Origin of the sequence: Legionella bozemanae, assembly GCF_900450575.1 — a bacterium.
GTDB lineage: Bacteria > Pseudomonadota > Gammaproteobacteria > Legionellales > Legionellaceae > Legionella > Legionella bozemanae.
Genome location: NZ_UGGY01000001.1, coordinates 2,576,016 through 2,602,570, shown reverse-complemented (window position 1 = coordinate 2,602,570; position 26,555 = coordinate 2,576,016). Strand labels below are relative to the sequence as shown.

Below are 26,555 nucleotides of genomic sequence, written 5' to 3'. Positions count from 1 at the left end.
ATGAGCGTTGTAAAGGATAAGAAAGGAAAAGGATATGTTTAAAAAAATTGATGGAATAAAACAAAAAAATAGAGAAATATTAATCAAGGCAATAACTGAGTTAGACGAAGTAACTTATGAGACGGTTTCGACTTATTTAATTCAGAAACTTGCAGAAGGCTCATTAAAACTAGATCCTAGTGCCTATAAGCCTGCCGATCCAACTATGCCAAATGGTGTTGGCCGATATCTTCTTTATGACCACCTTGATACATCTAAGCCTTTCTCCATATGGGTATTTGCATTTGCGACAAAGCAAAAAACAACAATTCATGACCACAAATATAAAGGTACGGTTACTGTTCTAGAGGGGCCTATATCCGAGAAATACTACCATCCTACTGGTGAACACACTGCGCGACTCGTGAATCGTGTTGATCGTTATCAATTTCACAGCAATCGCGATGACTTAAGTGGGGTTTTTGTTCATCAGCTCAAACGAAGAAAAGCTCTAGGAGAAGGAGTGAGTGTCACTTTGCACATATACAATATGGAAGCCTATTTGGTGGGTCTTGAAGGCGAAAAAATGGATCGGAGAAATTTAAATATAATCTATTCCAAGGATAAAACAGTAAATAAGGAGAATATTCCTGCCTATTCAGAAGCTCATCCTGAATTAACCTATAGAATGTAGGCTTTCATTTTGCCTATTTTTACTTAATTTATGGAAATAAAATTAAATAAAAAAATTTACATATTGAATAAAAAAAAGCTAGAATTTAATTATGCTATCGTAATAATTTGAAATTAAATGCCTATTACTCGACAGTTAATTGCAGCACAAGCTCCAAAAACGCAAGGAGATTGGTTTTCTGTTTCAGGAACGGTTGCAGATGCAGATGATGGTCAGGGTATGCCTACCTGGCAATTTAGAATAAGTATTCTACCTACTCGAGAGAATGCATTGAAAGCTCTAAATGCTCTTGCTACTTTGGAACAATTTCAATCAACTCAGCATCCAGAGTTTAAAGTATTTTTACCCGACGACAATAATGATTTGAGTAGTTGGGATCCTACATTTAGGGGGGGAGATAGAGATCAAAGAGGGAAAGAGATCTGTGTGTATATGGAGCAAGTGCTGGGAAGGAATAAACCAGAGTACTATGAAGGGAATTATCCAAGCCCTGATTACTTAAAATCGTTAATGTTAAGCATGTGGAAGGGTTTACAGGACGCTGGTGTAGAACTGGCATATAGTATTCCTTCCGAAGGAGAGAAAGAAGTACTTTGTGATTCAGGTCTAATTACTCCATTTTGTTACAGCTCTTTTAAACCTTACCAACAGCGACATGGAATTTTGCATCAGGTGGAGAATTATAACCCAAAAGAATATCAGGATCCGTTGGAAGGGGTTTCTATTAGTTTAGAGGATTTGCAAGAATACAATATTCATCCTATTGGAGCAGTCAAATCAGCACAGCGCTTAATTTATCATCTTAATCATTACCAGTTAAAAAAATTAGAGGCAGAACAAGAGCTTCAAGCTTTGTTACAGTCAGCAGAGAAAGAGGAGGACATTTCAGATACTCAATTCACAGATTATGGAGAAGTTATTACGGCATTAGATAACGTACTTGAGATGCCAATAGAAGGTGAAGAGGAAGCATTAACCGAGAGGCTACGAGAATACATTAATTTGGTTAAGGCAAAAGAAGTATCCATCGCGCTTCCATCACAAAGTACATTACCCGGAAAATTATTTTCAAAAGATCTTAGACTGCTGCAAGCTCTAGCTGACTTAGAAGACAAATCTGAAAAAAACATAAGGGCTAGACTTTTTTCTGCTTTTCCTCAGGAAGTGCAGCATGCTATTGTTTCTGCAGAAGGAGGAAGGGAAACATTTTATGCTCTTTGTATTAAACATTTGTTTCAAAATATAAGTCAATCTCTTGAAAATGAAAAAAAATTAAGTGTCGATGAGATGATGAAACTTAACATCGATATAGATCGGAAAAGTTGCGAAAAAGCATTTACTTACTATCCGCAAAAATTTCAACAAATATATCAAAAATTGGTACATTGTGAGCATGAAAAACAGATGATTTTGAAAGAGCATGAACGATTTGATTTATTGCCAAAACCGCCAAATAATTCACCCTATTATAGTGAGATAACGAGTAAAATAGAAGGCACTTTGGCACAAGCAAGAGCAATTTTAAATGATTATACAAGAGACAACTCATGGTTAAGCAGAGTCGCCCATGGTAATTGGAATAGACACCACCTTGAAGAAGTTAATGAAATTGTTAAAGCAATTGATAACAGAACAATTTCTTCTATGGAAGAATTGTCAACACATTTAGCAGCAATTCCTTTAGCAAATCCTAAGGGGTCTTTAGCAAGACGAATGGAATTTATTTTGTTGCCTTATGCACAAAGTTTGCAATATCCAGAGAGTAAAAAAGATGATGAAGTGTTTCACCCAGTTTAGAAATAACAACACCATAATTAATACTTTTTGATCTGATTATGGTATAGAAGTATTGCGCATGCCATTTTGATCGTATAGATTACAGGTTAAGCGAAATAAAAACTAAGGGACTAATGTTATGTCAAAATGCTTCATTCCAACCATAAAGAAAATAGTTTATCCAATCACAAAACCATTCTGTACCTGGTGTAAAGACTCAATAATCCGTTAACAATAAAGAAAATTTAAATAGCCTTTCCCTTTATAAAAATCATTCAAATGATAAGGGAAGTTTATACTGCCAATGTAATTTGCATAAGAAAACGTCAAGGAATATAAAAACAAAAAAAGGAGCCAATATGTTTGATGTAGATAATAGTGGTAAAGGCAATTGTATGTATTATGCTTATAGCATTTCCTTAATGTATTATTTACGAGCTAAAAATGCTCCTGATATTACAGAAAATATTTTTAACAAGTTAAAGCTTAAAGAGGATGAAAAAATTCTTTTGCGGACATTATTGTCTAAGAACCCAAATTATCAATTCACCTCTCGTGAAATCAAAACCATTATTGAACCTATTCTTGGAAAGGCTACTCGAGATTTGGCAGCTGAATATACAGTACGCGAGTTTAAATTGTCTCCTCATGATTCTCCCTTATTTACTTCAGCGAAATACGGCTTGGAATTTTGTTTCCGACAAGCACTGTTGGAGAATGGTTCGGAACTGCATGAGCTGATTGATCATGGATTTACTAACCCTGATTATACTGCAGCTGAAATATATAAGATGAGCGGCACCGATCGTGCGATGACAGAGCATGCAATTGCAAGAGTCCCGCATATAATTGAAGAGTTTAATCGCCTGTGGGCCATTAAGGTAGAGGAACTCAAAAAAGAAGAGAAGCAGTTTTCTGAAAAAGAAATTAAGGTCTATAAAGAAAAACTTTTTGATAATATCTTGAGAGATGAAACAGTTCACTTCTTTTTAGCAGAGAATGAAAAATATTTGAACCTGTACAAAGAACACTTACAAAAAGAATATGTATGGGGCTCAGAAGAAACTCTTTTAGTTTTACACCGTGCAATACAAGGCGAGCGTATGGTGCGAAACGAAAAGGGAACTATTGACGCGTTTTACGATACTGAGATTGTGTTACATATTCATAGAAATGGCAGCAGTCCTTTTTTTCAAGCCAGAAGCCCAGATATGATTTTGAATAATCAAAGTGATATTCATTGGACTTCTACAGTTCCTGATTCAATATTCACAACAAAATTAACAGACAAAGAGCAAAAGCTTTTCGAAATACTTGATGAATTACGCATGATGCATTCTAAGATTTCAATCGAAAAGAATACGATTGAACATGATTTGCTATCTACTTTGATAAAACAAATGGATTTAATTTATGCTAATCCAAGTTATGCAATGAAAGAAAAAGCGATGGAATCTGTCTTTCAGCTTGTTGGTAAGTTAATCATTAAATTAGGGGCTGATCCCTCTTGGAGACTGCTACTTGGTAATTTGCTTTCTGTGTTTATTGAGTGTACCCCCAAATTTTTAGCAGACAAACCAATGAGTATAGAAAGCAAAGAGTCACCCCCTAAGGAGTCATCTGATAAAGAACTAATCTCGAAACACGCTCAAATAAGTTCTTTAAGTAAATTTTCTCATCATACTTTATTTAAAAAATCGGAAGAATCTTTGCCCAAAACATATCCTCAAGAAGTTGCTCGTTATATTTCCGAAGCGAAACAGAGTGGTCCCAAAGTAGCTAAAGCGATGAGACAAATATATCAAGAAGGGCTTGAAGGTAATAAAAAGTACACTCCTGAGAAATGTAGAGAAATTGCGTTACAGTATCTTAGTTATGTAAAACATAAACAGCGTCATTTTATGCTGACAGAGGTACATCACTTTATAAAAGAAATGGACGAAATTATAAAACAAAAAGAAGAGAACATTAACAGCGATATGGAACATTTGGATGTCATGGACAAAAATGCCGTTAGAGATGCTGCAATGTCATTGATGTGAGATGTTGATAGAGTAAAAGGTTGGTAATTTACCCATGGCCGTCAAGCGAAGCAGAAAGCGGGTGTTGTCATTTCTGCGAAGGCAGGAATCCATCCATGATGAAGTATATTGCCAATATAGAAATGGATCCCCGCCTGCGCGGGGATGACAGAGTTACTTGCAATTGAGTAGAATGAAACACCAATACTCTTGGTTTGACGGATGGGTAATTCATCCAATCTTTTGCTCATTGATTAGTGGTTTAAATAATCAATTTCATCATCTTCTGAATCTTCTGGGCCTGCTAAAAACTTATCTTCATAATCAATCACAAAACCGGCAAAAATTCGAACGATGCGATCGTCGATTTTTTCAGGGTAGTGTACAGAAACATTCCAGCTTTTGTCACCAAAGTTTCGATTGAATTCGGCAATTGGGTGGGGGTTATTAGTTGAAGATAAAATGACAAATCGGTCAAAGCTTGGATTTGCATAAGCAAAGCCAATTTCAGTCGCTTTTCCTGCTTCATCATAGTCATAAATAGTAAATTTTGCAGATTCAAGAGTTGCTAAATTGCCATCAATAAAGCCAATTTGCACGCCACGTGTATCATAAATATCAATCTCTTTGGCCCAAGGATATAAAGAACCTAAGGAAATGATTCGTGTAATACCAGTTGCTTGCCATCCATCTTTATTGGATAAATCATAATTTGTTCGGATACGAAATGCGCTTTTTTTTACTGATCCAGGATAGGTCTCTTTTTGGAGGGATTTAATCTGATAAATTTCAGAAAATTTATATACATCTTTTGTAACTACAAAATCATAAGGATGGTCTTCGTGAACACCATAACTGTTAGCTAGAGTTGCATAGGATATTGTAAATAGGATAGACAAAAATGATATCAATAATTTACGCATTTAGAACCCCTTAAATAATATTTGGAAATACCAATTTGAAAACTATGAAAAATAAATAAAAATATAAAAAATTCAATATCTTTCACAGACCTCCTGAGAGGTGGAGTGTATAGTAAATCAAATTGATCGTGGAATAAATTGTTTCTAGGAGTTCAATGATTTTTTAAGCAAGGCTTAGTTGTTTTTGATTTAAAAAAAAGCTAATTGTTAAATTATAATCTATAGTTATAACACCATCATTTAAAAAGGGAATTTGCTATGAACTTAATTCTATTAATTGTTTTAATTGTTCTTTTGCTCGCTGTCCTTCCCACTTGGCCTTATAGTAGCGGTTGGGGATATTATCCTAGTGGTGGTATAGGTTTAATCCTTGTTATTTTGATTATTGTATTGCTGTTACGTGGCGGCGCTCCTTAAATAATAGGAGTTTTTTCGTTTATTAGCTGCAAAGTTCTCTCAAGCCTTTGCCATTATATTGGCTTGAGAGAAAAAATACATGTTACTTCGGGTTTCCTAAACTAACAGTATGCTGATCCTCATAATCAGTTTCTTCGTCCTCAACCACTTCATCTTCTTCTGGAATAGGAAATAAAAGAGTAGATGGGATCGTGCTGCTGCCAGACTCAAAAATGCTGAATTGGGTGAGATTTGAATCACTGGATTTACCTCTTACTGTTCTTACTCCATCCCCAGAAAGAGATATAAGATTGATTTCTTCTTGTATTTTTTGACATCCACGATTAATCAATGAAATTTGAGGAATTAATTCAGCAATCCTGAGGTTGAGTTCATTCATTTCTTCTTTTAATGGCTTTAATTGTTTACTTAATTCTTTCTTTGCTTTTCTTTTAATGGAATGATCGAGTAATTGTTTTTCTATAGCCTCCATCTGGATTTTGAGTGTTGATGTTTGCAGCATCAAACTTTTCATGGGAACCGTTACTGCTTCTTTGGAAGCTTCTTTCATATGTTCTAATTGTTCACGTATAGAATCTCTAGTGCTTGCTAAATGCTCCAATTTATCAGTATGACGCTTTTTAAAATCATAGTTCCATTTTTTATCTGTAATGTAATTTTCTAATACAGGAGTTAACTGGCTTATAAATCCACTGAGTCCCAAAAAATCTGTTTCAAGGAAGAGATTTAAAACTTCGGTCAAACGGGGAGCCATAATAATGGCAAGATTATTGTACGTCATGAGATTGGTATCTTGGAACGTACCTGCTTGATGCATTAAATAGCAGTAATGATCAAGAATTTCTCCTGCGCGTTGATGATCTATTCTTTTCGAACGTAATAGAGCACGAATAAACTCATCGAATAATTCACCTGCTTTTATAAGATCTTCTTCTTTTTGAACCTTCAATAAAGACTTTAATTTTTTAGAGAAGATGACCAGCTCGCTATCTGCAGGATCTAATATTGGGCTGCCTTTAAAAACAGCAGGTATCATTCCTAAAATATTATGGAGATGCAAACTATCTATTTTATTTTTTTTAATCACATAATGGCTTAGAATATCCACATCAAATTGTTCACGGATAAGCTGATCAAGTAATCTTTGTGACTCTTCTTTTGCTCCTGCGACTCGAAAAACTCCAGGAGTATTTAATAACTCTGGATTTTGGGCGGTTAATTTCACAATGGAGCGGAGTACATTCACTATTACATGTGTATTGTAGGGACCAGGCATTTAAATTCTCCGGATAAAAATGAATGATTAATATATAACCTCCCCCATTAAACTTGATACTGCGTTGCAAGCTCACTCGGCTATACATTTCTTCGCCTCGTTCACCGGCGTCTTGTCTAAAGCTTAGGGGGTAACATTATAAGATCCTTGTTTCTAATATTTTCAAAAACTGAAAACTCTTAAAAAAAGCTTAAAATTGCCTAGAACTATGTTAGTAAGTTTTCTTATCCAATAATGTATTAGGTAGGAGTAAAATCGGTTATCAAAACAGGCTTAGCAAAAGCTAATGTTTCTGTGCAATTTTCATTAGGACTCTTGCATCCTGTTAGACCTTAACAACCATATTAAATCCTCCATAAATCAAACGCTTGCCATCAAAAGGCATGGGATTACTATCTGGTTTTAAGCGGGGATCTTCCATGACTTTTTTCATTCCCTCATCACGAACTTGTTTCGATGGCCAAAGAATCCATGAAAAAACGACTATTTCATCTTCTTTGCACTTCACTGCCATTGGAAAAGAAGTAATTTTGCCTTCTGGAACATCATCCCCCCAGCATTCAACCAATTGTAAGGCACCATGTTCTTTAAAGACTACAGCAGCTTTTGTTGCATGTTCAATGTATTGTGCTTTATTAGCTTTCGGTACTGCAGCAACAAATCCATCCACATAATTCATAAAAAACTCCTTTTAATTTATGAAAATACAACAGATTATTAATATGGCACATTTAGTTCTATTATTCCAAATTTATGATGCCAACACAGATGTATCCTAATTTTAAAAATAGTACTTATCGTTGTATTCCAATAAGCGCGGCACTTCATTTTCCCTGTGAGTTTGAAACTGAATCTTCTGTACATCACTGAAAACCAGTTCAACTTTATTCTGACGTTCTGCCCCACGACTTGTTCCTGAGCGATCCACGCGAAATTTACTCCTCAACGTATCGCGCATAAAGCGTAGTACGTTGAGAACGTTGAGTATAGTTCATTTAAAACATTCAAATTTCGTGTGGTTCTCTCAGGGCTTGTTCGCGGGATCCGGGGCGTAGGCAGAAATGTGCTCAAGAGACAGGAGGTTGAAAAGAGCTCTAATATTGAAGTGACAAAAAATAAACCTACCAAAATCATAGAACAATCTATAATTAAGATAAGGAAGAGGAATAACAATTAGAGGTTTAAGAAAAGAGGAATAATGTTATGTTTAAAAGAATCGTTTTATTTCTTGTTACAAACCTGGCTATAATCTTAGTCATTTCTTTTATACTAAGTGTATTCAACGTTAGCCCATACTTGACGCAATATGGTTTAAATTATCAAGCCTTATTAATTTTTGCCGCAATTATTGGCTTCACAGGATCATTTATTTCACTTTTTATTTCTAAATGGATGGCAATCCATGCTTTTAATGTTCAACTCATTGAGAAACCAACAACTGAATCAGAGTTGTGGTTAATGAATGAAGTAAGATCTTTAGCCCAAAAAAGAAATATTGGAATGCCTGATGTTGGTATCTACGATAGTCCAGAGCCCAATGCTTTTGCTACAGGATGGAATAAAAACAAGGCCCTTGTTGCCGTTTCAACGGGATTGCTCAATGCAATGAATGAAGAAGAAGTACAAGGTGTTTTAGGACATGAGATTTCTCATGTTGCTAATGGTGATATGGTAACTCTCACTTTAATTCAAGGTGTAGTAAATACCTTTGTAATCTTTTTTGCCCGTATTGCTGCATTTTTTGTGATGCAGTTTTTCCGAAGGGACAATGATGAAGGGGTACAAGGTGGTTTCGTTTATTATGGTGTCGCCCTTATCTTTGAATTACTGTTTGGAATTCTTGCTTCCATAATTGTGATGTGGTTTTCGCGCTATCGCGAATTTCGAGCAGATAGAGGTTCTGCACAATACGTCGGTAAAGACAAAATGATAAAAGCCTTACAACGTTTGCAGCAACTTATGGATAAAACACCAGAGGATAATCGTGCACCGGCATTTAAAGCCATGAAAATATCAAGTCATGATGGCTGGTTTGCTCTTTTTTCAAGCCATCCTCCACTTGAAAAACGAATTGAAGCATTGCAAAAATACAGATAATTTTTTGACCTCGAGTCAAAATTTATAGCCACTTTTTCTTTTTGAAATAACTAAATGGCAATAATGCGGAAATAAACATCATGAGTATTGCAAGAGGATAACCTATATACCAGCGTATCTCAGGCATATAAGTAAAATTCATCCCATAGATGCTTGCTATAAGCGTTGGCGGCAGGAAAATAACTGCTGCAACTGAGAAAATTTTAATTATATTATTTTGCTCTATATTAATCATACCCAGAGTGGCATCCAATAAAAAACTGAATTTAGTAGAAAGGAAGCTTGCATGTTCTCGAAGAGCATTAATATCTTTTTGGATAATGGTGAGATAAGTCATTAATTCTTTGGGAATATCTGTGTTATTTTGCTCAAAATAAGATATTAAACGAGTGAAAGATATTAAACTTTCACTGGCTTTAGTACCAAGGTCACCATTTGCTCCTATGTATTGCAATATATGCTTATAGTTGGTTTCAGCTGTTGTGTGCTTATTATCTTTGGCATGAAAAATAATTTTTGATATTTCATCAAACTTTCCGCCTATTTTTTCTAAGATATCCGCAAGTCTATCTACAGCAGCGTCTAACAAACCGATTAATAGAGCTTTTGCATTGTAATCTTTTGCTTTAGAACGTAATAATTTTTTTGTAAATAATTTAAACGGATGAAGTTCAATATAACGTAAGGTAATTAAGCATTTTTTAGTGAGTATAAACGCGACTACTTCTGTTTTAACTTCAGGTAAATCGGATAGGGCGACCATTGTTGCGGTCATATATAAGATATTATTTTCAACATACAATCGACTGGATGGTTCAATTTCTTCAACCTCTTCTTTAGTAGGAATCTCAATTTTTAATTGAGTTTCTACTATTTTTTCTTCTTCTTTTGTTGGATCGAGTAAATCGATCCATAGTGCATCTTGAAGTAGATGCTTATTCTCATCATTAAGCGCTTGGGATTGTATGCGCGAGTCAGTTTGGTAATAGATAACTACCATGTGAACTTTTCCTTTTAAGTTTATAAGGATATTAGAGTAGTATCCTTATCTTATCTTGTTTCATAAGAAATAAGTAGCGACGTAATTTATAGAATGTGGTTCGTAACCAGGATTTTTTTAATATATTTCCGACGGATCCTGGCTGCAAGCAGTTGTCTCTTGAGCACATCTCTGTCTACTTCCGCTCACACGATTTGTTCTTGAGTGTGAAATTTAACCCCCTACATACTGCGCTTTATGCGTGGTATCCAGAGGATGTTTATTGAGTCACAAAAGGTTCTGATTAGGATGGGCCATTGTGCTGGATACCGCGCATAAAGCGCAATACGTAGAACATTGAGTATAGTTCATTTAAAAATATAAAGTTACATTTAAATTTCACGTAGACCGCTCAGGAACAAGTTGTGGGAGCAGAATGTTGAAATAGACCTGGACTGGTTTTTCAGCGATGAGTAGAGGATTCAGCTGCAAGCAGCCAGGCTTGCTTAATAGACTAAATTAAAAAGAAATTTTTTGCTCGATTACCTCTAGTAAATTGTTTATGTCAAAGGGTTTAGGGAACAATAATTCATTAGGAAAAGGGTGCAAAATTTCATCTAAACGATTTCTCGCCGATGTAATTATGGTAGGAATCTCACGAGTTTGCGGATTCTTTTTTTGTTGCTCACGAAATGTCCAACCATCCATCTCTGGCATCATTAAATCTAGAATAATTAACGAAGGCAAGGGTTCTTTTTCTAATGAATTTAAAGCATGTTTGCCATTAGATGCCGTAATAATCGGATAACCTTCTTCTTCAAGCGCCCACACTAAAGACTTTCGAATGGATTCATTATCTTCAATAAGCAGGATATATTTTTTATTCATTTATTACTTTCCTGGGAAGCGTGTAACGGCAAAGTAATAGTAAAAGTTGAACCTGAGCCTATTTTACTCTCTAAATCAATTTTTCCGTTTTGTGCGGTTACAATTTGTTTGACTATGTAGAGACCTAGTCCCGTTCCACTTACTGCATCAGTGTTATTAATTCGCTCAAATTTATTAAAAATTCTTTCTTTATCTTCTGGCGCAATACCAAAACCATAATCTTTTACAATTAATTTAAAATTTTCCGCATCCACGGCAAAAAGTTCTACCTCGATTGGTTTTTCTCTTCCATATTTTATTCCATTAGCCACTAAGTTAGTCACTATCTGTTCGATCCGATAAGGATCCCAATATCCAATAAGCGACATACCTTGATAAGAGACTTGGTTATAGAATCGTTCTGCGATTTTCATGATTACATCGTTTAAATCCAATTCTCGACAATTAAAACTCAATCGTCCCTGTGAAATAATGGTCACATCCAACATTGTGCCAATCAAATTTTCAAATGTTCCTAATTCTTCCAACCATGTATCGAATAATTTGCTGAGCTTACTTTCAGTCAGCTTTCCTTGCTCCATGATCCTTTGGCCTAATTGGGTGGCAATTTTAAGGCCGGTTAAAGGAGTTTTTAATTCATGGCTAATCATGGAAATAAATTCTTCTCTAATCGAAACAGCTCGTTTTAGTTCTTCTTCTCGCTTCTTAAGTTTCTGCTGTAATTCTATTTGCTCAATTGAATCTGCTACTTGTCGAGCAAGCAAGTCAAGTAAGCGAAGTATACGTATATCCGGTTTGAAAGGTCTTTTATAATGGGTAGAAAAAACGCCAATTATCTTACCTGCACGATTGATTAATGGAGTAGATTGCACCGCCCTAATACTTGCTTTTAATTGAATCTCTAAATCTTTACCTTCAAAGAAGGGACTTTGGCAAATATCTTCAACGATGATTCTTTCCCTATATTCCAGTGTTTTTCCACAGGAAGACTGCCCCTTAGAAACATTTTCCCAATAATCCAGCCAGTATTGCGGAAATCCGCATTGGGCGACAATTTTTAATTTCTGAGTTGCAAGATTAATTAATTGAATATTCCCAAAATCTGCCTCTGATATGGCAATTGCTGTGTCGATAATACCTAGGAAGAATTGTTCTATTTCAGGTGATTCCTTTTGTAAAGATACCATCATTTTTATGTCTATCCATATTTTTGATAATCACCCGTTACATTGGTGAATTTTCTGAAGTTATCAGCAAACTCATCATTATAAATTCATTTATCTTTAATGTAATTACAAATTTTTTATTTATATTGAATAAAGCTCCTGTTAAAAATAGATTATAAGTTTAGAAATAACATTAATGCTTTTTGCACATGCATCCTATTTTCACTTTGTGTAAAGATAATGGAAGCAGGACTGTCCGGCAAAGTTTCAGATACTTCTTTTCCTCGTTCCATAGGCATGCAATGCATAAATACTGCTTCAGGTTTCGCATAAGACATCAACTTTTCATTCACCTGGAATCCTTGGAAGGCTTGCTCATTTTCCTGATCTTCAAAGCCCATACTGGTCCAAACGTCAGTATAAACTGCATCCGCATTTTTAACTGCTTCTTCAGGTTTAGAAAAATTATAAATCATATCCTTTTTAATGCCTTGTGCTTGTTTGATAAGCGAATCATGAGGCTGACGGGATTTAGGGCAGCAGTAATTAATCGTTATTCCTAATTGAGGTGCAAGCAGCATCAAACTATGAAGAATATTATTCCCATCACCAATATAAGCAACAGTAAGCCCGTCAAGTGAGCCGAATTGTTCCCATAGACTGAGTAAATCGGCAAGAATTTGGCATGGATGATGTAACGCCGAAAGACCATTAATTACGGGCACTTTTGCATAAGCAGCCATTTCCGATAACATCTCATCCGCATGAGTTCTCACCATAATAAAATCAGCATAACCGTTTAAAACTCGAGCCATATCTGACGGAGTTTCCTGTTTTCGCGTGTTGCCCACGCTTTCGATGGCTATTCCCCCCATGCTTTGAATGGCCATAGCAAAACTTAAGCGAGTTCGAAAAGAAGGTTTTTCAAAAATCATGGCAAGGCTTTTATTGAGTAGCGATTGGCTGTAAAAGGAAGGTGTTTGTTTCAGCGCTTTAGCTTTTTCCAAAACATGTTTCAATTCTTCAGTAGTTAATTCAGTTCCTGTGAGAAAGTGTTTTATTTTTTTCGCAGGTAATATTTTGCTCATTTCTGATGGTTTGGTGGTCAGCGCTTCAGCATGATGGGTTCCTGTTTCAAGATCAAATATAGCTTGTTGTAGATTAATCACAAACGTATTGGTTGTTACTTCACTAATAGGTTTGGAATGATCACTTTTAACTAAAGTATTCTTAACTGGAGAATGGGACATATTTAGCCTCCTTGGTAAAGCAGTAAATAAACAGTATTTGGCTTTTGTTGCTCAGAGAGCGATGTGATATCGCAGTGCAATTCAGGCAGCTACTTTGTAACTTTGTGTGTAACAAAAGTAAGACTATTCTTTTGCAAATGAAGAAAAGTCCTCGAATTAATTTATTCATAATGAATCCCTTAACCAGATATTCTCCAGCTTTTGAATTTCTCCATTTGCCTTAAGTTTTTGTAACGCCTTATTAATTTTTATTGTCAACGGAGAGCCTTTTTTAACAGCTAATGCGTATCCATGATCTGCTTTAGCAATTACAGAATAAGAAAGTTTTGCGTCTTTTTTACTAAAGATCTTTCCTTGAGCTCCATCCATTAAAACGACATTAACATGGCCGGCAATTAATGCTTCAACAGCCTGATTGTTATTATCCAGTGTAGTAATTTCAATCTGCGGATAATTTTCTCTCAACCAAATTTCCATAATACTTCCAAGTTGTACTGCTACTTTTTTTCCTTTAAGTTGGCTGGGTGTTGTGACGGGTTGATCCGAGTGATACACAGAGGCCATGCCTTCAAAATAATAGGGTTCAGAGAAATCAAAATTGACTTTTCTAGCATCAGTAACCGAGATTGTAGCTATAGCAATATCATCTTGTCCGGAGCTTATTGCAGGAAGGACCGTACTGAATTGCATATTGTCAAAAACAGCGTTTTTTCCAAGTTCCTTAGCAATGAGTTTTGCTAAATCAATATCAAAACCCTTTATCTCTCCATGATCGCTGTATTCAAAAGGTGGATATTCTGCTGCAGTGGCGAAATGCAGCGATCTTTCATCTTTTTTTCCACATGCAGACATAAAGATAAATGTTGTTAGTATTAATAGTTTTAAAAAATGATTCATATTGAATTTATATTCACTAATTATTCATTGATTGAATATAAATGATTTGGGTGTTCCTTGTCAATAAGAATGAATACAATTTCATTTTATAGAATATGTGGTCAGTGTAGGCGATCTAGGAACTGATCTTTTAACGCGTGGAAGTAGTATGATGTCAATAGATTTTGATTGTTACACGTAAGCAAAATCCAATTGCCTCCATGCTTCATATAAAACAACAGCCACAGCATTCGAAAGATTTAGGCTGCGATTATTCTCGCGCATAGGAATGTAGAGTGAAGTATATTCTTGTAAGATTTCTTTAGGTAATCCGTTGGATTCTGGTCCAAATAAAAACATATCTTCTGCTGTATATTGAACTCTTGAGTAACATTTCTTAGCTCTAGCGCTGAATGTATAAATCTTTTTTTGATGATGTTGCTGAATGAATGTTCCCCAATTTTCATATTGAGCAATGGAGGCCCATTCGTGATAATCCAGGCCAGCGCGTCTTAAAGCTTTTTCTTGTAATGAAAAACCAAGAGGGTGGATTAAATGCAATTTTGCTCCAGTATTGGCACATAAGCGAATAATGTTTCCCGTATTTGGAGGAATTTCAGGTTGGTAGAGAGCAATATGAAACATAAGTTGTATCGAATAATAAAATAGTTATAGTTTTACTTTCATTCTGAAATAGTGCAGAACGTTTTTTAATTATATCTCTAATTATCAGTTTTAAACAAAGCTCCATAAAGGATTATAGTCACACCCACAGTGCTGTTTATCCCTAATTAATCGGAGAATGTAGTCCAATGTTCGGAACATTCGGATGTCAGTCTGCCTCATTTTTATCTCTCTCTAGAGGTATAGAGTTCAGTTCTTTCACATGCGGTTTGGCAGGTAAAAACAGGATGCCCCAAAGTGCTATCGTGGCATCGGCGTCTATTAAAAACCGTCCATCAGCGAGCAGAAGGGGTTTATTATGAACAAAAATGAGGTAGTTATCGGTAAACCAATTAAAGATAATAAAATCGCGCAATAACGAAGGTGAATCTTTAACATAATCGGGTAATTCTTGGGAGGAAAAATGAGGAAAACTTCTCATAAACTGGCTACTTGATTTTTTAAAAAGCGGGGTTGAAGCATCAATGACATACAAGCGATTATTCGCTAATGCAATTCCCCTCCATAGTGTTGAACTCAAGAATTTAGGAAACACGCCAACTTTTTTTACATTTAACTGAAGTCTGACAAGTCTGTCATGAACGGCCGTCATTGCCCGATAATGTTGAGCTATATTAAATAGCATAAATGAACTTACGAGTATTAAAGCAATAATCACGGGCTTTCTTTTATTAAAGACAAGAGTAGAGGCTACCCCCAAACATAAAGGTACAGTGACAAAGGGATCAATAATAGAAACAATATCCCAGCTTACTCTGGTATCAGAGAATGGCCAAAATAAAACTGTTCCATAAGTAGTACAGGCATCAAGTAGCCCATGGGTCGCATAGCCTATCAAAGCTGCGAAGAAAGTAAGTTTCCAATTGGCTCGAAAGCGTTTAAAAATGAGGAAAGCGAAAGTTACGATTAACGCACCTATTGGAATAAAAATTAGAGAGTGGGTGAAGTGGCGGTGATAGAGGAAAAAAAGCATCGGGTTGTGTGAGGAGCGAATGAATATGTCCAAATCAGGAGCCATTGCGGCTAAGCCGCCGACAAGCCACGCATTTTGCTTATCCTGTTTGTATAAAATTGCTTGAGAACAGGCAGCCCCTAAGACTGCATGTGTAACCGGATCCATCTTTTTTCCTCGGAAGATATATTCTAAGTATTTTTAATCCATTTCCAGTGAGTTGTAGTGGCGAGATACATTTTGAAATCATGAACAGCCGAACACCATCTACATCTATAAAATGATGATACTGTATTTTAAATAAATTATCTTTTGGAGTAGGGTTATTTTTTATGATCCGCTGTACTTTTTGTAATTCGTATCAGATGTCTTTTTGACTCTCATCAAATACTGCCTTCGTAACATTTATTTTATAAAGTGTGCAGTTGAGGTTCATAAAGCGGATTTTCTCGAGTATTTCTTCCTTCATAGAGTGGATTATCAACCACTTTAGTGATTGCATCTAAAGGATGAAATAAAGAGGATTTAGGAAGTTTTTTCTCTTTTGTTTGTTGTAAGTTTTTTTTAATCCGCTCTAAAAGAGAAGGGCGCTTTACTGTCTTTTCACACTCGAGTCCAGGAGTGTCCGCTTGCTCTTTTTGTAATCCTTCGGGATGATTGGCCAATGCTTGCATTCTTCTACTGGAATAGGCTAAATACAAATTGTACCTATCTCCTTGCATCGCGTTTCTTTTTTGTATTGCAGTTTCATATTCCATTAACCATTTTTTACGAAATGCAGGAAGGTTCTTAAGTATTTTTTTGTTTTCTTCTGCTACGGTCAAATCTCCCTGACTTTTAGCGAATTTAATTGAGTCTTCTAAAATCACTTTTAATGGTTTTATTTTATATTTAATGCCTTTAAATTTAATGGAAACCTCATGATCATTTTTGAGCATAGCTAAAATTACATCGTTGTAAAAACTGGATTGCGAATAGCGTAGAACATGCGGTGAAGGAAAAAATAAATTACCTTTACCTATTTCACGATTATGCATCTTGTATAAAGTGACCCTTAATGTAAAGTCGTCTGATTGCTGCCCTTTATTTTTTAAGAGCTCTTTTAAATATAAAATTCCCAGTGTGCCGCAACTCACCTCATCGACTTGGGGTTGTAAATATTGAGGTTTGAGGTAAGGCGATATAAAATCAGAAATATCTGAGATAAAGATATTTTCCAGATCATTTCTATTTATAATATTACTATTATGTAAAAACCAATGAACCGGTTTGATTATTTCGTCTTTTTTAATTTGAACAAATTCAAAGTGTGCAGGTCCAACCCGTACATTATTAGTAAAGAAATAAATAACACACTCACCTTCTTTTAAATTGGCTTGGATTTTTTTTATTTCCTCTAAAGCTTGTTCCTTGGTTAAACACACTTTTTTCTTTCGAAGATTTAAATCTTCGAGTATTTTCGCTCTGTATTCTTCTAATTTTTTTTGACAGCCTAAATTGAAGCATATTTGATTTAATCGTTTAAGCTCTTCCCTGCTTAGATCTTTTATTCTGTCATTTTCGTCTAAAAATTCTTCCTTAATCGCATGATATAATTCTTCGTAGTTAGGTGAGAAATCTGTATTTTTATTATCTACTTTATTTAAGTAAAATGGTGCGGGGACTGAAGACGAAGGCCGAACCCAATAATTTCTAACCAAAATGGCATATTGTATGTCTTCGTTTTCAAATAAATCGACATCTCTTTGAAGATCCGCGATATTCTCAGATATAATTTTTTGACCAAATTCGGTGGTACCATTAATTAAAACAACAAGATTTTCAAATCCGTATTTATTGATGTAATGTTGAATAATTGGCTGATAATCTTCAACTATTAACTGGTAGGCAGCATGTTCTTTATCCTTAAGGAATCTATTCCTTCGTTCACTTAATGACTTAGCGGAAGAGGCATGATGGGAAAAAAAAGATCGGGTTGATGGCATAATATAACTCTGATTTCTCTTGCCGCATTTTCCTTAATCTGGGTATGTAATAAATTTTTTGCTGTAATTTTATCATAAATGGTTGTTATTGAACATGGATAAAACGCTTCGTTAAAAATTAATTCTATTTTTTTGTCTTTACGGAAGTTATAAGCAAGTTATTCACTCTAGAAGAACAATACTCACTTCATATTCACCGTTTAAGTGGGCATGGTTCTTCTTATTTGCTTATTACATGATGTCCTCTATAACCATTCAGCAAAATCAATAGTGGATTTTTTTCCAATATTGTCATAATTTTTTTCAATCCAATGGCTTGCTTCCTGTCTCCCCAAATCACGCAAGGTGATTAAAAACTCCCAATCAGGAGAGTATACAGTTGAAAGAGGGAAATCACGCAAATCTTCGTCAGCACGAATGCAATGCATAAACAGTTTTTTATAATTCTTTTCGAATTCTTTTTTTAACTGTCCTTTTGAAATCAAATTGCTGACAAAGCCAATGGCTCGCATTTCACGCATCAAAGAAGAATTAAAGGAGACTTCTCTTAAACGCGAATCTATTTCTGCCGCAGTTACTGGAATTTCGTTACGTACAATAGGTACTGTATGAAAAATTAAGATATCTCTACAGCTTGTTTGGTAAATCAGAGGGAAAATAGCAGGATTCCCCAAATATCCTCCATCCCAATAAAACTCTCCATCGATTTCAATTGATTGAAATAATTTGGGCAAACAGGCAGAGGCTAAAAGAGTGTTTATAGATAACTCATTATTATCAAAAATACGGATTTTACCGGTTCGAGCATTAGTGGCACAGATAAAAAGTTTAATATTACTTTTAGTTTTGATTTGCTCTATATCAATTATTCTTTCCAAAACATCTCGAATAGGATGGAAATTAAAAGGATTGAATTGATAGGGAGATAAAAGGCTAATAATTGAGCTAAATAGAGAAAAACTAAATGGTGTTTTTGAGAAAGGCGCCATGAAATAATCGATGGGTGTTCTCGCCGTGATGCCGAATAATTTTCCATAATCACTCATTGCAAGCCAAAAATCATACAATGCTTCTCTTGCTCCTTCCTCTTTTCCATGAAGATAACCATATGCAAGAGCGGCTGCATTCATACTGCCGGCACTGGTTGCGGAAATGCCTTCAATAGTAAATAACTTTGTTTCAAGAAGTTTATCTAATAAACCCCAGGTAAACGCTCCATGAGCGCCGCCACCCTGCAGGGCTAGATTTATTTTTTTTCTTTTCGACATTTCTATCTCCCTATCGACATAGCAAAGTTTTTACTGATGCGTGACAATCTAACTCAAATAATCCTCAGCTACAGTCCCATAAGGTAAGGTTAAATCAGTAATAAAATGCACTACCGATACAATTTTTTTAACGGGCAACGCAGCAATTGGTGCTAACGCGTGGGGGTGTAGTTCCAAACTACCAGGTCCAGTCCACGCTCCTTTTACTGTTACATCCTCTAGATAGGTTTTAGTGAGCTGGTTAATTTGAGGAGTGCCATCAACGCCTGGTATATTCTTTAAAAGGAAAGTAGGCTTTTTCATGGAATTTAATATTGCTTTGGGATCCACTTCATGATGTTTATAGCCCATAGTCGCAGTGGCAATTCGTAAGCTGCCATAATCAAGCAAGCCGATTAATACATCTTCCTCAACAAATAATTTTGGTTTGGCCAGTTTTTTTGGAAACCCCCAAATTTCTCGACCGCCAGCAATAGGCGCATGACAATCAAGAAACATCGAGATAGTAAAACCGCCTTCTTCCCCTTTATGCCGAACCGGAATTACCTGTCCAGATTCTGTATAATCACCAAATCCTGTTGAATCTGGCATCCTAATGAATTCAAATTTCACATGAGGTTCAAGTAGTTCCAGTCCAGGCGGTAATATATCTTCAAGCAATTCAGGATTAGTTTCGTAAGTGATGATTAAAAATTCACGATTGATAAATCGATAGGGTCCACAAGGGTAGGTTCTTATCCATCGTGGTGCTGGCATAGCAAATTCATTTACCATTTTTGATTTTTTCATTATTTCCTTCCTTATGAAATACGAATAGATACAATATCAAATGTGCTGCGTTATGAAATTTATTTTCCAGTAGTACAACCACCAAACCCTTCAAAAAGTCATACAAACTCTTAACTGAAGGACGATTCTAATAGTACATTATAGACCAAATATGTCATTTCATGGGTTATCCTTGAGTTCATTTTAGAATCAAAATGAATGAGTTAGATAGAGGCGCCTGGGGCTAGGATAAGGGAGCCTCTGTTTTTTGTTAACAGTCACTTATAAGACAATTTTCCTGAATCCATGCATGCAATTCCCTTACAAGATAACGTGCAACTTCATCTTCAGGCAGCTGATGGCTTAGCATCTCACAAATATCCATAAACGATGCTTCCTGTATTATTGCATTGAGCATGGTTCGTTCTGGATATTCTAGCTTACGGTATCGTACTTCAAGTTGACGACGCCAGATCATTATGAATTGTGGGTTTTTGAGTTTCCTGGGAGCAGGAATGGATTTATTGCTACGTGATGCTTTAATAAGAGAAAGACTATTCCAATGCATGGTAAGTATTTTACAGGATGGATGCAGATGGAATTTCATTTCTGGCCATTGACTTAATGGCACAGATTGCAAATCAGCTGCAGATAATAAATGTGCATCACGAGCTACAATGGCTTGATATTCAGCCCATTCAAATACCGCAATTTCAGCTAAATGGGGTTTTTTCTTATAGGGTAGAGTTTCAGTTAAAAATTGACTGAGATTTTCTCCAAAATTATTAAGTGAATAGTTGTACGATGGATATGCATGAGTATAGCTTTGACTCATTTGACTAAATTTATTTTCACCCATTATCGCGGCTAATGTACTATAGTCACTCATTAAAGCCTCTTCTAATCGTGCATAAAAGCCATCGGCATAGATAGCTACTCTGTCTGCAATAGATCCTTTAGGTGGAGAATCAAGATAAGGATTAATGAGCGGTTCAGAGGTCAGAATAGAGTCTTGTAATAAGGTATGTAATTCAGTAAGTTTCATATGCTAAATCCGTTTTTTCATTCAATAAACAACTTAGCTTGATTGCTTTTGCATATTCTAATTCTTGCCATAATTCTTCAAAGGGTGGAATACGATCATCACGCTCAATCATCGTTGATACCTCACCAAATCGTTTAATCGCTTGCGCGTACAGGTCCCACACTTCTGTTATGACTGGATGATCATGTGTATCAATAATGTAATCCCCACAATTTTGATGTCCAGCTAAATGAAATTGTTGTACGCGTTCAACCGGAATGTTTTGCAAATAGGTTTCAGGATTAAAGCCATGATTATATGAACTTACATAAATATTATTTAGATCTAATAAAATGAAACAATCTGCGCGATTGGCTATTTCCGAGAGAAACTCCCATTCAGTCATTGCAGATTCTTTGTAAGTGATATAACTGGATACATTTTCAAGCAATATTTGTTGTTGGTAAAAATCCTGTACGTATTTAACTCGTTCAACAATATGAGTAATGATTTTTTCTGTGTAAGGTAGAGGTAATAAATCGTGCATGTTGCGTTGATGGACACCAGTCCAGCATAAGTGATCAGAAATCCATTTGGGTTGAATCCTGTCTGCCAATTGTTTTACCCTCTTAAGATATTCAAGGTTCAGAGGATCTGGGCTGCCAATTGATAGTGATACGCCATGCATTACAAGAGGATAATTTTCACGCACTTTATCTAAGTAGTAAAGAGGGTTTCCCCCATCCACCAAGTAATTTTCGGTGAGAATTTCAAACCACTCTACTTTCGGAGTGTGCTCTAAAATATAACTGTAATGCTCCGCTCGCAAACCTAATCCCATTCCTAGGGGCAAATATTTTTTAGATCGGGTCTGTGTGGTTTTTTCCATCTGTTTTTTTCCTAGAGACGGGAAAATCTATTGTTAGAGGTGAATTGATGTCTTGTTTGGGACATCAATTCACGGTGACACATTATGACTTACAGCTATTTTTACCTTTGCAGCCATTTTTGCCTTTGCAACCATTTTTGCCTTTGCAACCATTTTTGCCTTTGCAGCTATTTTTACCTTTGCAGCCATTTTTGCCTTTGCAGCCATTTTTACCTTTGCAGCAATTTTTACCCTTGCAGCCGTTTTTGCCACCGCAATTGTTCTTACCATTACAATTGTTTTTTGCTAGATTGGTAGGTGAGTTAGCATTAGCCCCATTACTGTCGAGGGCGGAAGAGGCATAAATGCCTGAAGTAAACAACGCGGCAGCTGTAGCGGCAATAATTAAGCTTCGTTTTTTATCCATTTTCAATCTCCATATATTAAAAACAGCTCATTAAACAGCCAAGGAAACAGCATCATAATAATAGTTGAATGATAAAAGAAGTACAAGTATGCATAGAAACTCGTATTTTCTCAATATACTGCTTTGAAATTTGGATACAGAAGAAGATGCAGTATTTCATAATAGAATTTTTTTATACCCGATCCGTGTTTTTGTTAAAGAACTGTTAAATTCACATTTGTGACTCTGTAAAAATACAGCGCGTGTTATATTCTCTCCAAGTAATTAAAGGAATACCATTTATGTTGAAAACTCTGATTGTTGCTTCAGGGGCTGTTGTTTTGTCATTGGGGGCGGAAATTTCTGTTGCTGAGAGCATTGTGTGCAAAGATTATAATGGAAACTCAATGACGGTCAAACCAAAGACGATAACTATTTATAACAATTCCGAAAATACGACAATTTACCCAGTTTTGGCAACCAGTAAAAATGAGGTAAATGAGTGGATTCAGGGATGTTTTCGTACTGCGGAACCTTATCCAACTAAATATGTTTATAAATTGTACGTCAACGAAGATACGGGAATAGCCCCCGGCTCATCGGTAACGATTACATTACCATTATATAGTGAGTTAGCGAAGGATCGTTACATTACCTGGTGGAATGGTGGGCGTGTTGTGTTGGCCGATAAAAACGACAGGCTGCGTCATGGAAAAGATACAGCTTTGACGACTCCCCCTGCTGGTGTTACGTGTCAGGGACAAAACACTGAATGCAAATTGAGTACTTATTCCAGCGATGTCCAATTTCCGGAAAATATATACGCACAGTTATCAGAGTATACTTTTGGTGATTCGATTATACCGCCCAGGCAATCAGTACGGATATTAAAACCAGAGAATGTGGGTTATAACATTTCGTATGTGGACCATGTTTACATGCCGGTTGCTATAGGCCCCAAAAATAATCCCTATATTGGCTATAGCGGATCAGCACAGTCTTTGACTGCATTTAGAAACCATCTTGATTCATTTCTGAAAACTACTATAGGACAAGGCTGGCCAGTTTATAATTTGAATGAATTGAAATTGCCGGGAGGTTATAATATTTTTGCGCAGCGTTCTGGTACTTTGCCTCCTGAGGATGATGTGCCGGTCAAGCCAAAAGATGGTTTTCCGCCTGTATTGACTGTGTTGTCCTGTATTCAAGGAGAATGTAGTGAGGAGCAAAAAAAATCACTTCACTATGGTGAGTCGGTGCAGCGTATGCAAAATTTATGGGGCTCTTGCGTCAACTGGAATGAAGATGTCAGTAAATACGTCACCCAAAAGATAAATTGCCCACACGATTTAAAAGAAAAACTTGGGGCGTTACAGCAGTTTTTCAAACAAAATCATCAGCAGTACTTGCAAATGTATACTGATAAAAGGTGTAACTTAACACCTGGCGTGGATCCTGCTCCCTTTAACTACTGGGAGGCAATTAAACACATCTATGGTTGGGTTCCTTTCAACGAGGGGTGTGGTGCTGGAGCTAACCCATTGGCTGAAACTAAAATTCCAGGGTGGGATCATGCTAAGATACAATCGATGTACATTCATGATTTACAGTATAATTACAAAGGAACCAATATTACCCCTGAATTATTGTTCAACCCCTATGTTCAACTGATTCATGATAAAGACTATCTTTCTATGGATGCTTATGGATTCTCTGTTGATGATGCGGTTGGCTTCATGAGCGAGCTAGGAGATGGATTGATTTTTACTGTTGGCGGGGCTAATGGTCTTGAAAATCAACAACAGTTCAACTATGCAGATGGCTTTTCTGTGGCGATTGGTGTGCCTCAACCTATGGTTGAGCAGGTGAATAAACCCTTGCTTAAAAAATATGGGGTATGTGTATTTAATCAGGACGCTAATGATTCGAATTGTCAGCAAGTCAAACAAAACGTTATTATGCCTGAAAACAGTCAAATCGCTGGATTCAGAGTGGGTACGGTCGATTCATATCCTATCAAGGTACGTTTTACTGATTTAAATGATAATGTGTATACCTTTGTCGTCAATACTCAGTTTGCGCTGTGTCCGGATGGCATGGATCCTTCACAATGTCCGACGAATAAAGCGGCCATTGTCAATAAGCAATCTTGCATTGTAACCAGGAGCAATGGCGAGAAACATCCTAAATCAAACGAGTGGTGTCAAAATGCTAATCCAAACCAACAAAAAGAAAAGCAATTGACTAAGAATTACCTAAGCTTTCCACAACCGGTTGATTTTATGAAATAGTATTTATTTATATAAAACATGAGTCGGGCCTTGGCCCGACAAATCAAATTATTTTTCACGGCAATTCTGTTTGCATGACACCATTAGGTGAATGTATTGATTCTAACGGTTTTTAAGATTAGGTTTTGCATTTCATTCCAGTGGTGGTGCTTCTTGCAATAGTGTTCAGATTAAAAGAGCCTGGAAGTTGAAAAGCTCATAGTGCTTCTCCCATGCCATAATCCTAAAAAAGCGATTATTTCTGATTGGGAGAATGATTATTTAATTATTTGTTAAATCATTTATGCTTGAAAGAGCTTCCTTCCTCTTCATCCATATCTCTTTCCCGCCCTTCAGTTTCTGATTTTAATTTATCTGTTTCTTTTTCCATTTCTTCAACCTCCTCTACTACCTCTATTGCCTTGTACGTTTTTTTACTCGGTGGAGGTGCTTTACTTTTTAAATCTTGATAAATTATGAAATAAATATCTTTATCTTTGCTACTCATAGGCAATATTTCAAGATTTGCTTGCATATTTTCTAAAATGGCAGCCATTTGTAAAGCTCGAACTTCTTTTTTTGAAACGCTATCCATCCCAGGAATTGGTTTACCGGTTCTTACTTCAGTCATAAAGTTTAAATAAGCAGAACATGCTATGTGTGCTTTATCTTTGACGGATTGGGGAGTGGATTTACTTTGCATATCAATAAAATAGGGATTGGTCGCTAAAACTACCCGTAAACCTTGTCTATCTAAACGACCAGGGATAAAAATAGAAGGTATTCCCTGTATGGTTGTTTCCTTTTCATAGGCATAATGCGAGGGAGTTCCATGGGGATCATATGAGGGTTGCAGGTCAGGCGGCAGCTGTTCATATCTATGTGTTTTAGGAAGAGCTGTTGGATCAATCAAAACAACGCTCGATCTTCCTGCCACCATGGATATAATGCTATAAATTGTATATTCATCCGAACACGATATCGCATGTCCTTTATATTTTTCTGCGCTCTCCGGGTTATGGTGGCCTGCAAAATTTTTTGCGGTTTCTTTCTTATCGATTTTACCTGAATCATCGTATTCAACAAGCTGGCTGCCACCATATAAACCTAGCGGAACCTCTGTCTCGCCAATCTTAAGCGACGGGCTTTCTTTAAACTGCTCCATGCTCATCGTTCGAGCGAGAAACCTGCTCGTACCCAGCGTTTTTATTTTGGGGAGGGCATTCTCTACTGTAAGGACGCTTCCTCCATAAGAAATGGGGATATAGTCTCCTCCTTTCTGGAGTATTTCGCTGGGTATTTCGCCCCACATGGAGGAGGTTAGGGAAAAAAAACTATCAACGGAAAAATTTTTTCTACTTATTGCAGTTAAACCTTGTATAAAAAGTCCTATACCTTTTTTTCTTGTCATGATTAAATACCAGTCATAATGATCACATATTAAAATAATAGTACTTTATTTGTTAAATTCAATTACTCCGGATATACAGAAAAAAATGAGAGTCAGAAATTTAGGAAGTATAAGCTTTATATTCTCAAAAATTATTTAAATATCATGAAGATAGAATAGTCTGGTGAGTGTAAATTTGATAATATGGTTAAATTTTGTTAGAATGTTTTATTCTTTAAGGTTAGCATTTTATTAATTTAAGTGAGTATCCATAATTATGATGACGAGATTATTTGTATCAAAAAGCCCTACTTTTTTTCAATCTTTTTCCCGAGCATACAGTACTGCATACCGAGTTCGATTAATGGAAAAAAATGGTGATAGAATCGGTGTAATTACTTCAAAAGAAAATGATGTTGAAAAACTGGCAAAATTAAAAGAAGAGTTAGCTGCGAAAGATTATGAAGTGTACTCCGTAAAACCCGATGAAATTATGGTTGTACAAAATAAAGCTAAATTTCTCAAAGACATCGATGATGCTGCACAAGTGGTTCAAGAGAATACCTCGAAATTCACACCATAATGTATGTCGGGCCTT

Annotated in this window: 24 protein-coding genes; 7 read left to right on the top strand and 17 right to left on the bottom strand. The window is 36.0% G+C overall.

Annotated features, from left to right (window positions below; genetic code table 11):
- The first annotated feature begins 34 nt into the window (after positions 1 to 34).
- The 3 genes from DY223_RS11430 to DY223_RS11420 all read left to right on the top strand — a co-directional run bounded on the left by DY223_RS11430 (position 35) and on the right by DY223_RS11420 (position 4,491).
- Positions 35 to 673, top strand: coding sequence for a cupin domain-containing protein (locus DY223_RS11430; RefSeq protein ID WP_058459535.1), 639 nt, complete (start codon positions 35 to 37; stop codon positions 671 to 673).
- 117 nt (positions 674 to 790) lie between these two features.
- Positions 791 to 2,470 (top strand): DUF5617 domain-containing protein, encoded by a 1,680-nt coding sequence (locus tag DY223_RS11425; protein ID WP_058459534.1) that lies wholly within the window; start codon positions 791 to 793, stop codon positions 2,468 to 2,470.
- Between the two features lie 338 nt (positions 2,471 to 2,808).
- On the top strand, positions 2,809 to 4,491 hold the full coding sequence (locus DY223_RS11420) for a hypothetical protein (protein WP_058459533.1): 1,683 nt from the start codon (positions 2,809 to 2,811) through the stop codon (positions 4,489 to 4,491).
- Between the two features lie 233 nt (positions 4,492 to 4,724).
- On the opposite strand, the gene DY223_RS11415 is transcribed toward DY223_RS11420, so the two are convergent.
- Positions 4,725 to 5,393 carry a hypothetical protein gene (locus DY223_RS11415; protein WP_058459532.1) on the bottom strand — a complete coding sequence of 223 codons (669 nt, stop codon included), beginning with the start codon at positions 5,391 to 5,393 and terminating at the stop codon, positions 4,725 to 4,727.
- Between the two features lie 258 nt (positions 5,394 to 5,651).
- Here DY223_RS11415 and DY223_RS11410 point away from each other — a divergent pair, with 258 nt between their 5' ends.
- Positions 5,652 to 5,810 (top strand): DUF3309 family protein, encoded by a 159-nt coding sequence (locus DY223_RS11410; RefSeq protein WP_082642445.1) that lies wholly within the window; start codon positions 5,652 to 5,654, stop codon positions 5,808 to 5,810.
- Between the two features lie 82 nt (positions 5,811 to 5,892).
- Here DY223_RS11410 and DY223_RS11405 read toward each other — a convergent pair whose 3' ends face one another.
- On the bottom strand, positions 5,893 to 7,086 hold the full coding sequence (locus tag DY223_RS11405; RefSeq protein WP_058459531.1) for a hypothetical protein: 1,194 nt from the start codon (positions 7,084 to 7,086) through the stop codon (positions 5,893 to 5,895).
- A gap of 325 nt (positions 7,087 to 7,411) precedes the next feature.
- A complete protein-coding gene (locus DY223_RS11400) occupies positions 7,412 to 7,765 on the bottom strand; it encodes a DUF1428 domain-containing protein (protein ID WP_058459530.1) in 354 nt (117 codons plus the stop codon).
- 524 nt (positions 7,766 to 8,289) lie between these two features.
- On the opposite strand from DY223_RS11400, the gene htpX reads away from it, so the two are divergent.
- Positions 8,290 to 9,183 carry a protease HtpX gene (gene htpX, locus DY223_RS11395; protein ID WP_058459529.1) on the top strand — a complete coding sequence of 298 codons (894 nt, stop codon included), beginning with the start codon at positions 8,290 to 8,292 and terminating at the stop codon, positions 9,181 to 9,183.
- A 22-nt stretch (positions 9,184 to 9,205) separates the two neighbouring features.
- On the opposite strand, the gene corA is transcribed toward htpX, so the two are convergent.
- From corA to DY223_RS11330, 13 genes are all read right to left on the bottom strand, one after another.
- The gene (corA, locus tag DY223_RS11390) at positions 9,206 to 10,183 is read right to left on the bottom strand and encodes a magnesium/cobalt transporter CorA (protein WP_058459528.1); all 978 of its coding nucleotides are present in this window, start codon (positions 10,181 to 10,183) and stop codon (positions 9,206 to 9,208) included.
- A gap of 498 nt (positions 10,184 to 10,681) precedes the next feature.
- A complete protein-coding gene (locus DY223_RS11385) occupies positions 10,682 to 11,050 on the bottom strand; it encodes a response regulator (protein WP_058459527.1) in 369 nt (122 codons plus the stop codon).
- A complete protein-coding gene (locus DY223_RS11380; RefSeq protein WP_058459526.1) occupies positions 11,047 to 12,240 on the bottom strand; it encodes a GAF domain-containing sensor histidine kinase in 1,194 nt (397 codons plus the stop codon). Before DY223_RS11380 ends, DY223_RS11385 begins: the two co-directional genes overlap by 4 nt.
- A 149-nt stretch (positions 12,241 to 12,389) precedes the next feature.
- Positions 12,390 to 13,466, bottom strand: coding sequence for an ornithine carbamoyltransferase (argF, locus tag DY223_RS11375; protein WP_058459525.1), 1,077 nt, complete (start codon positions 13,464 to 13,466; stop codon positions 12,390 to 12,392).
- A gap of 165 nt (positions 13,467 to 13,631) precedes the next feature.
- Positions 13,632 to 14,363, bottom strand: coding sequence for a substrate-binding periplasmic protein (locus DY223_RS11370; protein WP_058459524.1), 732 nt, complete (start codon positions 14,361 to 14,363; stop codon positions 13,632 to 13,634).
- A gap of 171 nt (positions 14,364 to 14,534) precedes the next feature.
- Entirely contained in the window at positions 14,535 to 14,987 is a 453-nt protein-coding gene (locus DY223_RS11365) for a tRNA (cytidine(34)-2'-O)-methyltransferase (protein WP_058459523.1), read from the bottom strand.
- Positions 14,988 to 15,174: 187 nt separating this feature from the next.
- Positions 15,175 to 16,146, bottom strand: a complete 972-nt coding sequence (locus DY223_RS11360) for a metal-dependent hydrolase (RefSeq protein ID WP_058459522.1) — start codon at positions 16,144 to 16,146, stop codon at positions 15,175 to 15,177.
- Between the two features lie 242 nt (positions 16,147 to 16,388).
- On the bottom strand, positions 16,389 to 17,963 hold the full coding sequence (locus tag DY223_RS11355) for a hypothetical protein (RefSeq protein WP_058459521.1): 1,575 nt from the start codon (positions 17,961 to 17,963) through the stop codon (positions 16,389 to 16,391).
- Positions 17,964 to 18,208: 245 nt separating this feature from the next.
- Positions 18,209 to 19,231: a patatin-like phospholipase family protein gene (locus DY223_RS11350; RefSeq protein ID WP_058459520.1), complete on the bottom strand. Its 1,023-nt coding sequence runs from the start codon at positions 19,229 to 19,231 to the stop codon at positions 18,209 to 18,211.
- A gap of 48 nt (positions 19,232 to 19,279) precedes the next feature.
- Entirely contained in the window at positions 19,280 to 20,020 is a 741-nt protein-coding gene (locus tag DY223_RS11345; protein WP_058459519.1) for an acetoacetate decarboxylase, read from the bottom strand.
- A 250-nt stretch (positions 20,021 to 20,270) separates the two neighbouring features.
- Entirely contained in the window at positions 20,271 to 21,044 is a 774-nt protein-coding gene (locus DY223_RS11340) for an HvfC/BufC N-terminal domain-containing protein (protein ID WP_058459518.1), read from the bottom strand.
- Positions 21,031 to 21,912, bottom strand: a complete 882-nt coding sequence (gene bufB, locus DY223_RS11335) for an MNIO family bufferin maturase (protein WP_058459517.1) — start codon at positions 21,910 to 21,912, stop codon at positions 21,031 to 21,033. Before bufB ends, DY223_RS11340 begins: the two co-directional genes overlap by 14 nt.
- Before the next feature lie 82 nt (positions 21,913 to 21,994).
- Positions 21,995 to 22,318, bottom strand: a complete 324-nt coding sequence (locus tag DY223_RS11330; RefSeq protein WP_058459516.1) for a hypothetical protein — start codon at positions 22,316 to 22,318, stop codon at positions 21,995 to 21,997.
- A 281-nt stretch (positions 22,319 to 22,599) separates the two neighbouring features.
- Between DY223_RS11330 and DY223_RS11325 the strand changes: the two genes are divergently transcribed.
- Positions 22,600 to 24,588, top strand: coding sequence for a hypothetical protein (locus DY223_RS11325; RefSeq protein ID WP_058459515.1), 1,989 nt, complete (start codon positions 22,600 to 22,602; stop codon positions 24,586 to 24,588).
- 277 nt (positions 24,589 to 24,865) lie between these two features.
- Here DY223_RS11325 and DY223_RS11320 read toward each other — a convergent pair whose 3' ends face one another.
- Complete coding sequence (locus DY223_RS11320; RefSeq protein WP_058459514.1) at positions 24,866 to 25,978, bottom strand: hypothetical protein; 1,113 nt, start codon at positions 25,976 to 25,978, stop codon at positions 24,866 to 24,868.
- Positions 25,979 to 26,234: 256 nt separating this feature from the next.
- Here DY223_RS11320 and DY223_RS11315 point away from each other — a divergent pair, with 256 nt between their 5' ends.
- A complete protein-coding gene (locus DY223_RS11315) occupies positions 26,235 to 26,540 on the top strand; it encodes a hypothetical protein (RefSeq protein WP_058459513.1) in 306 nt (101 codons plus the stop codon).
- Positions 26,541 to 26,555 lie beyond the last annotated feature (15 nt).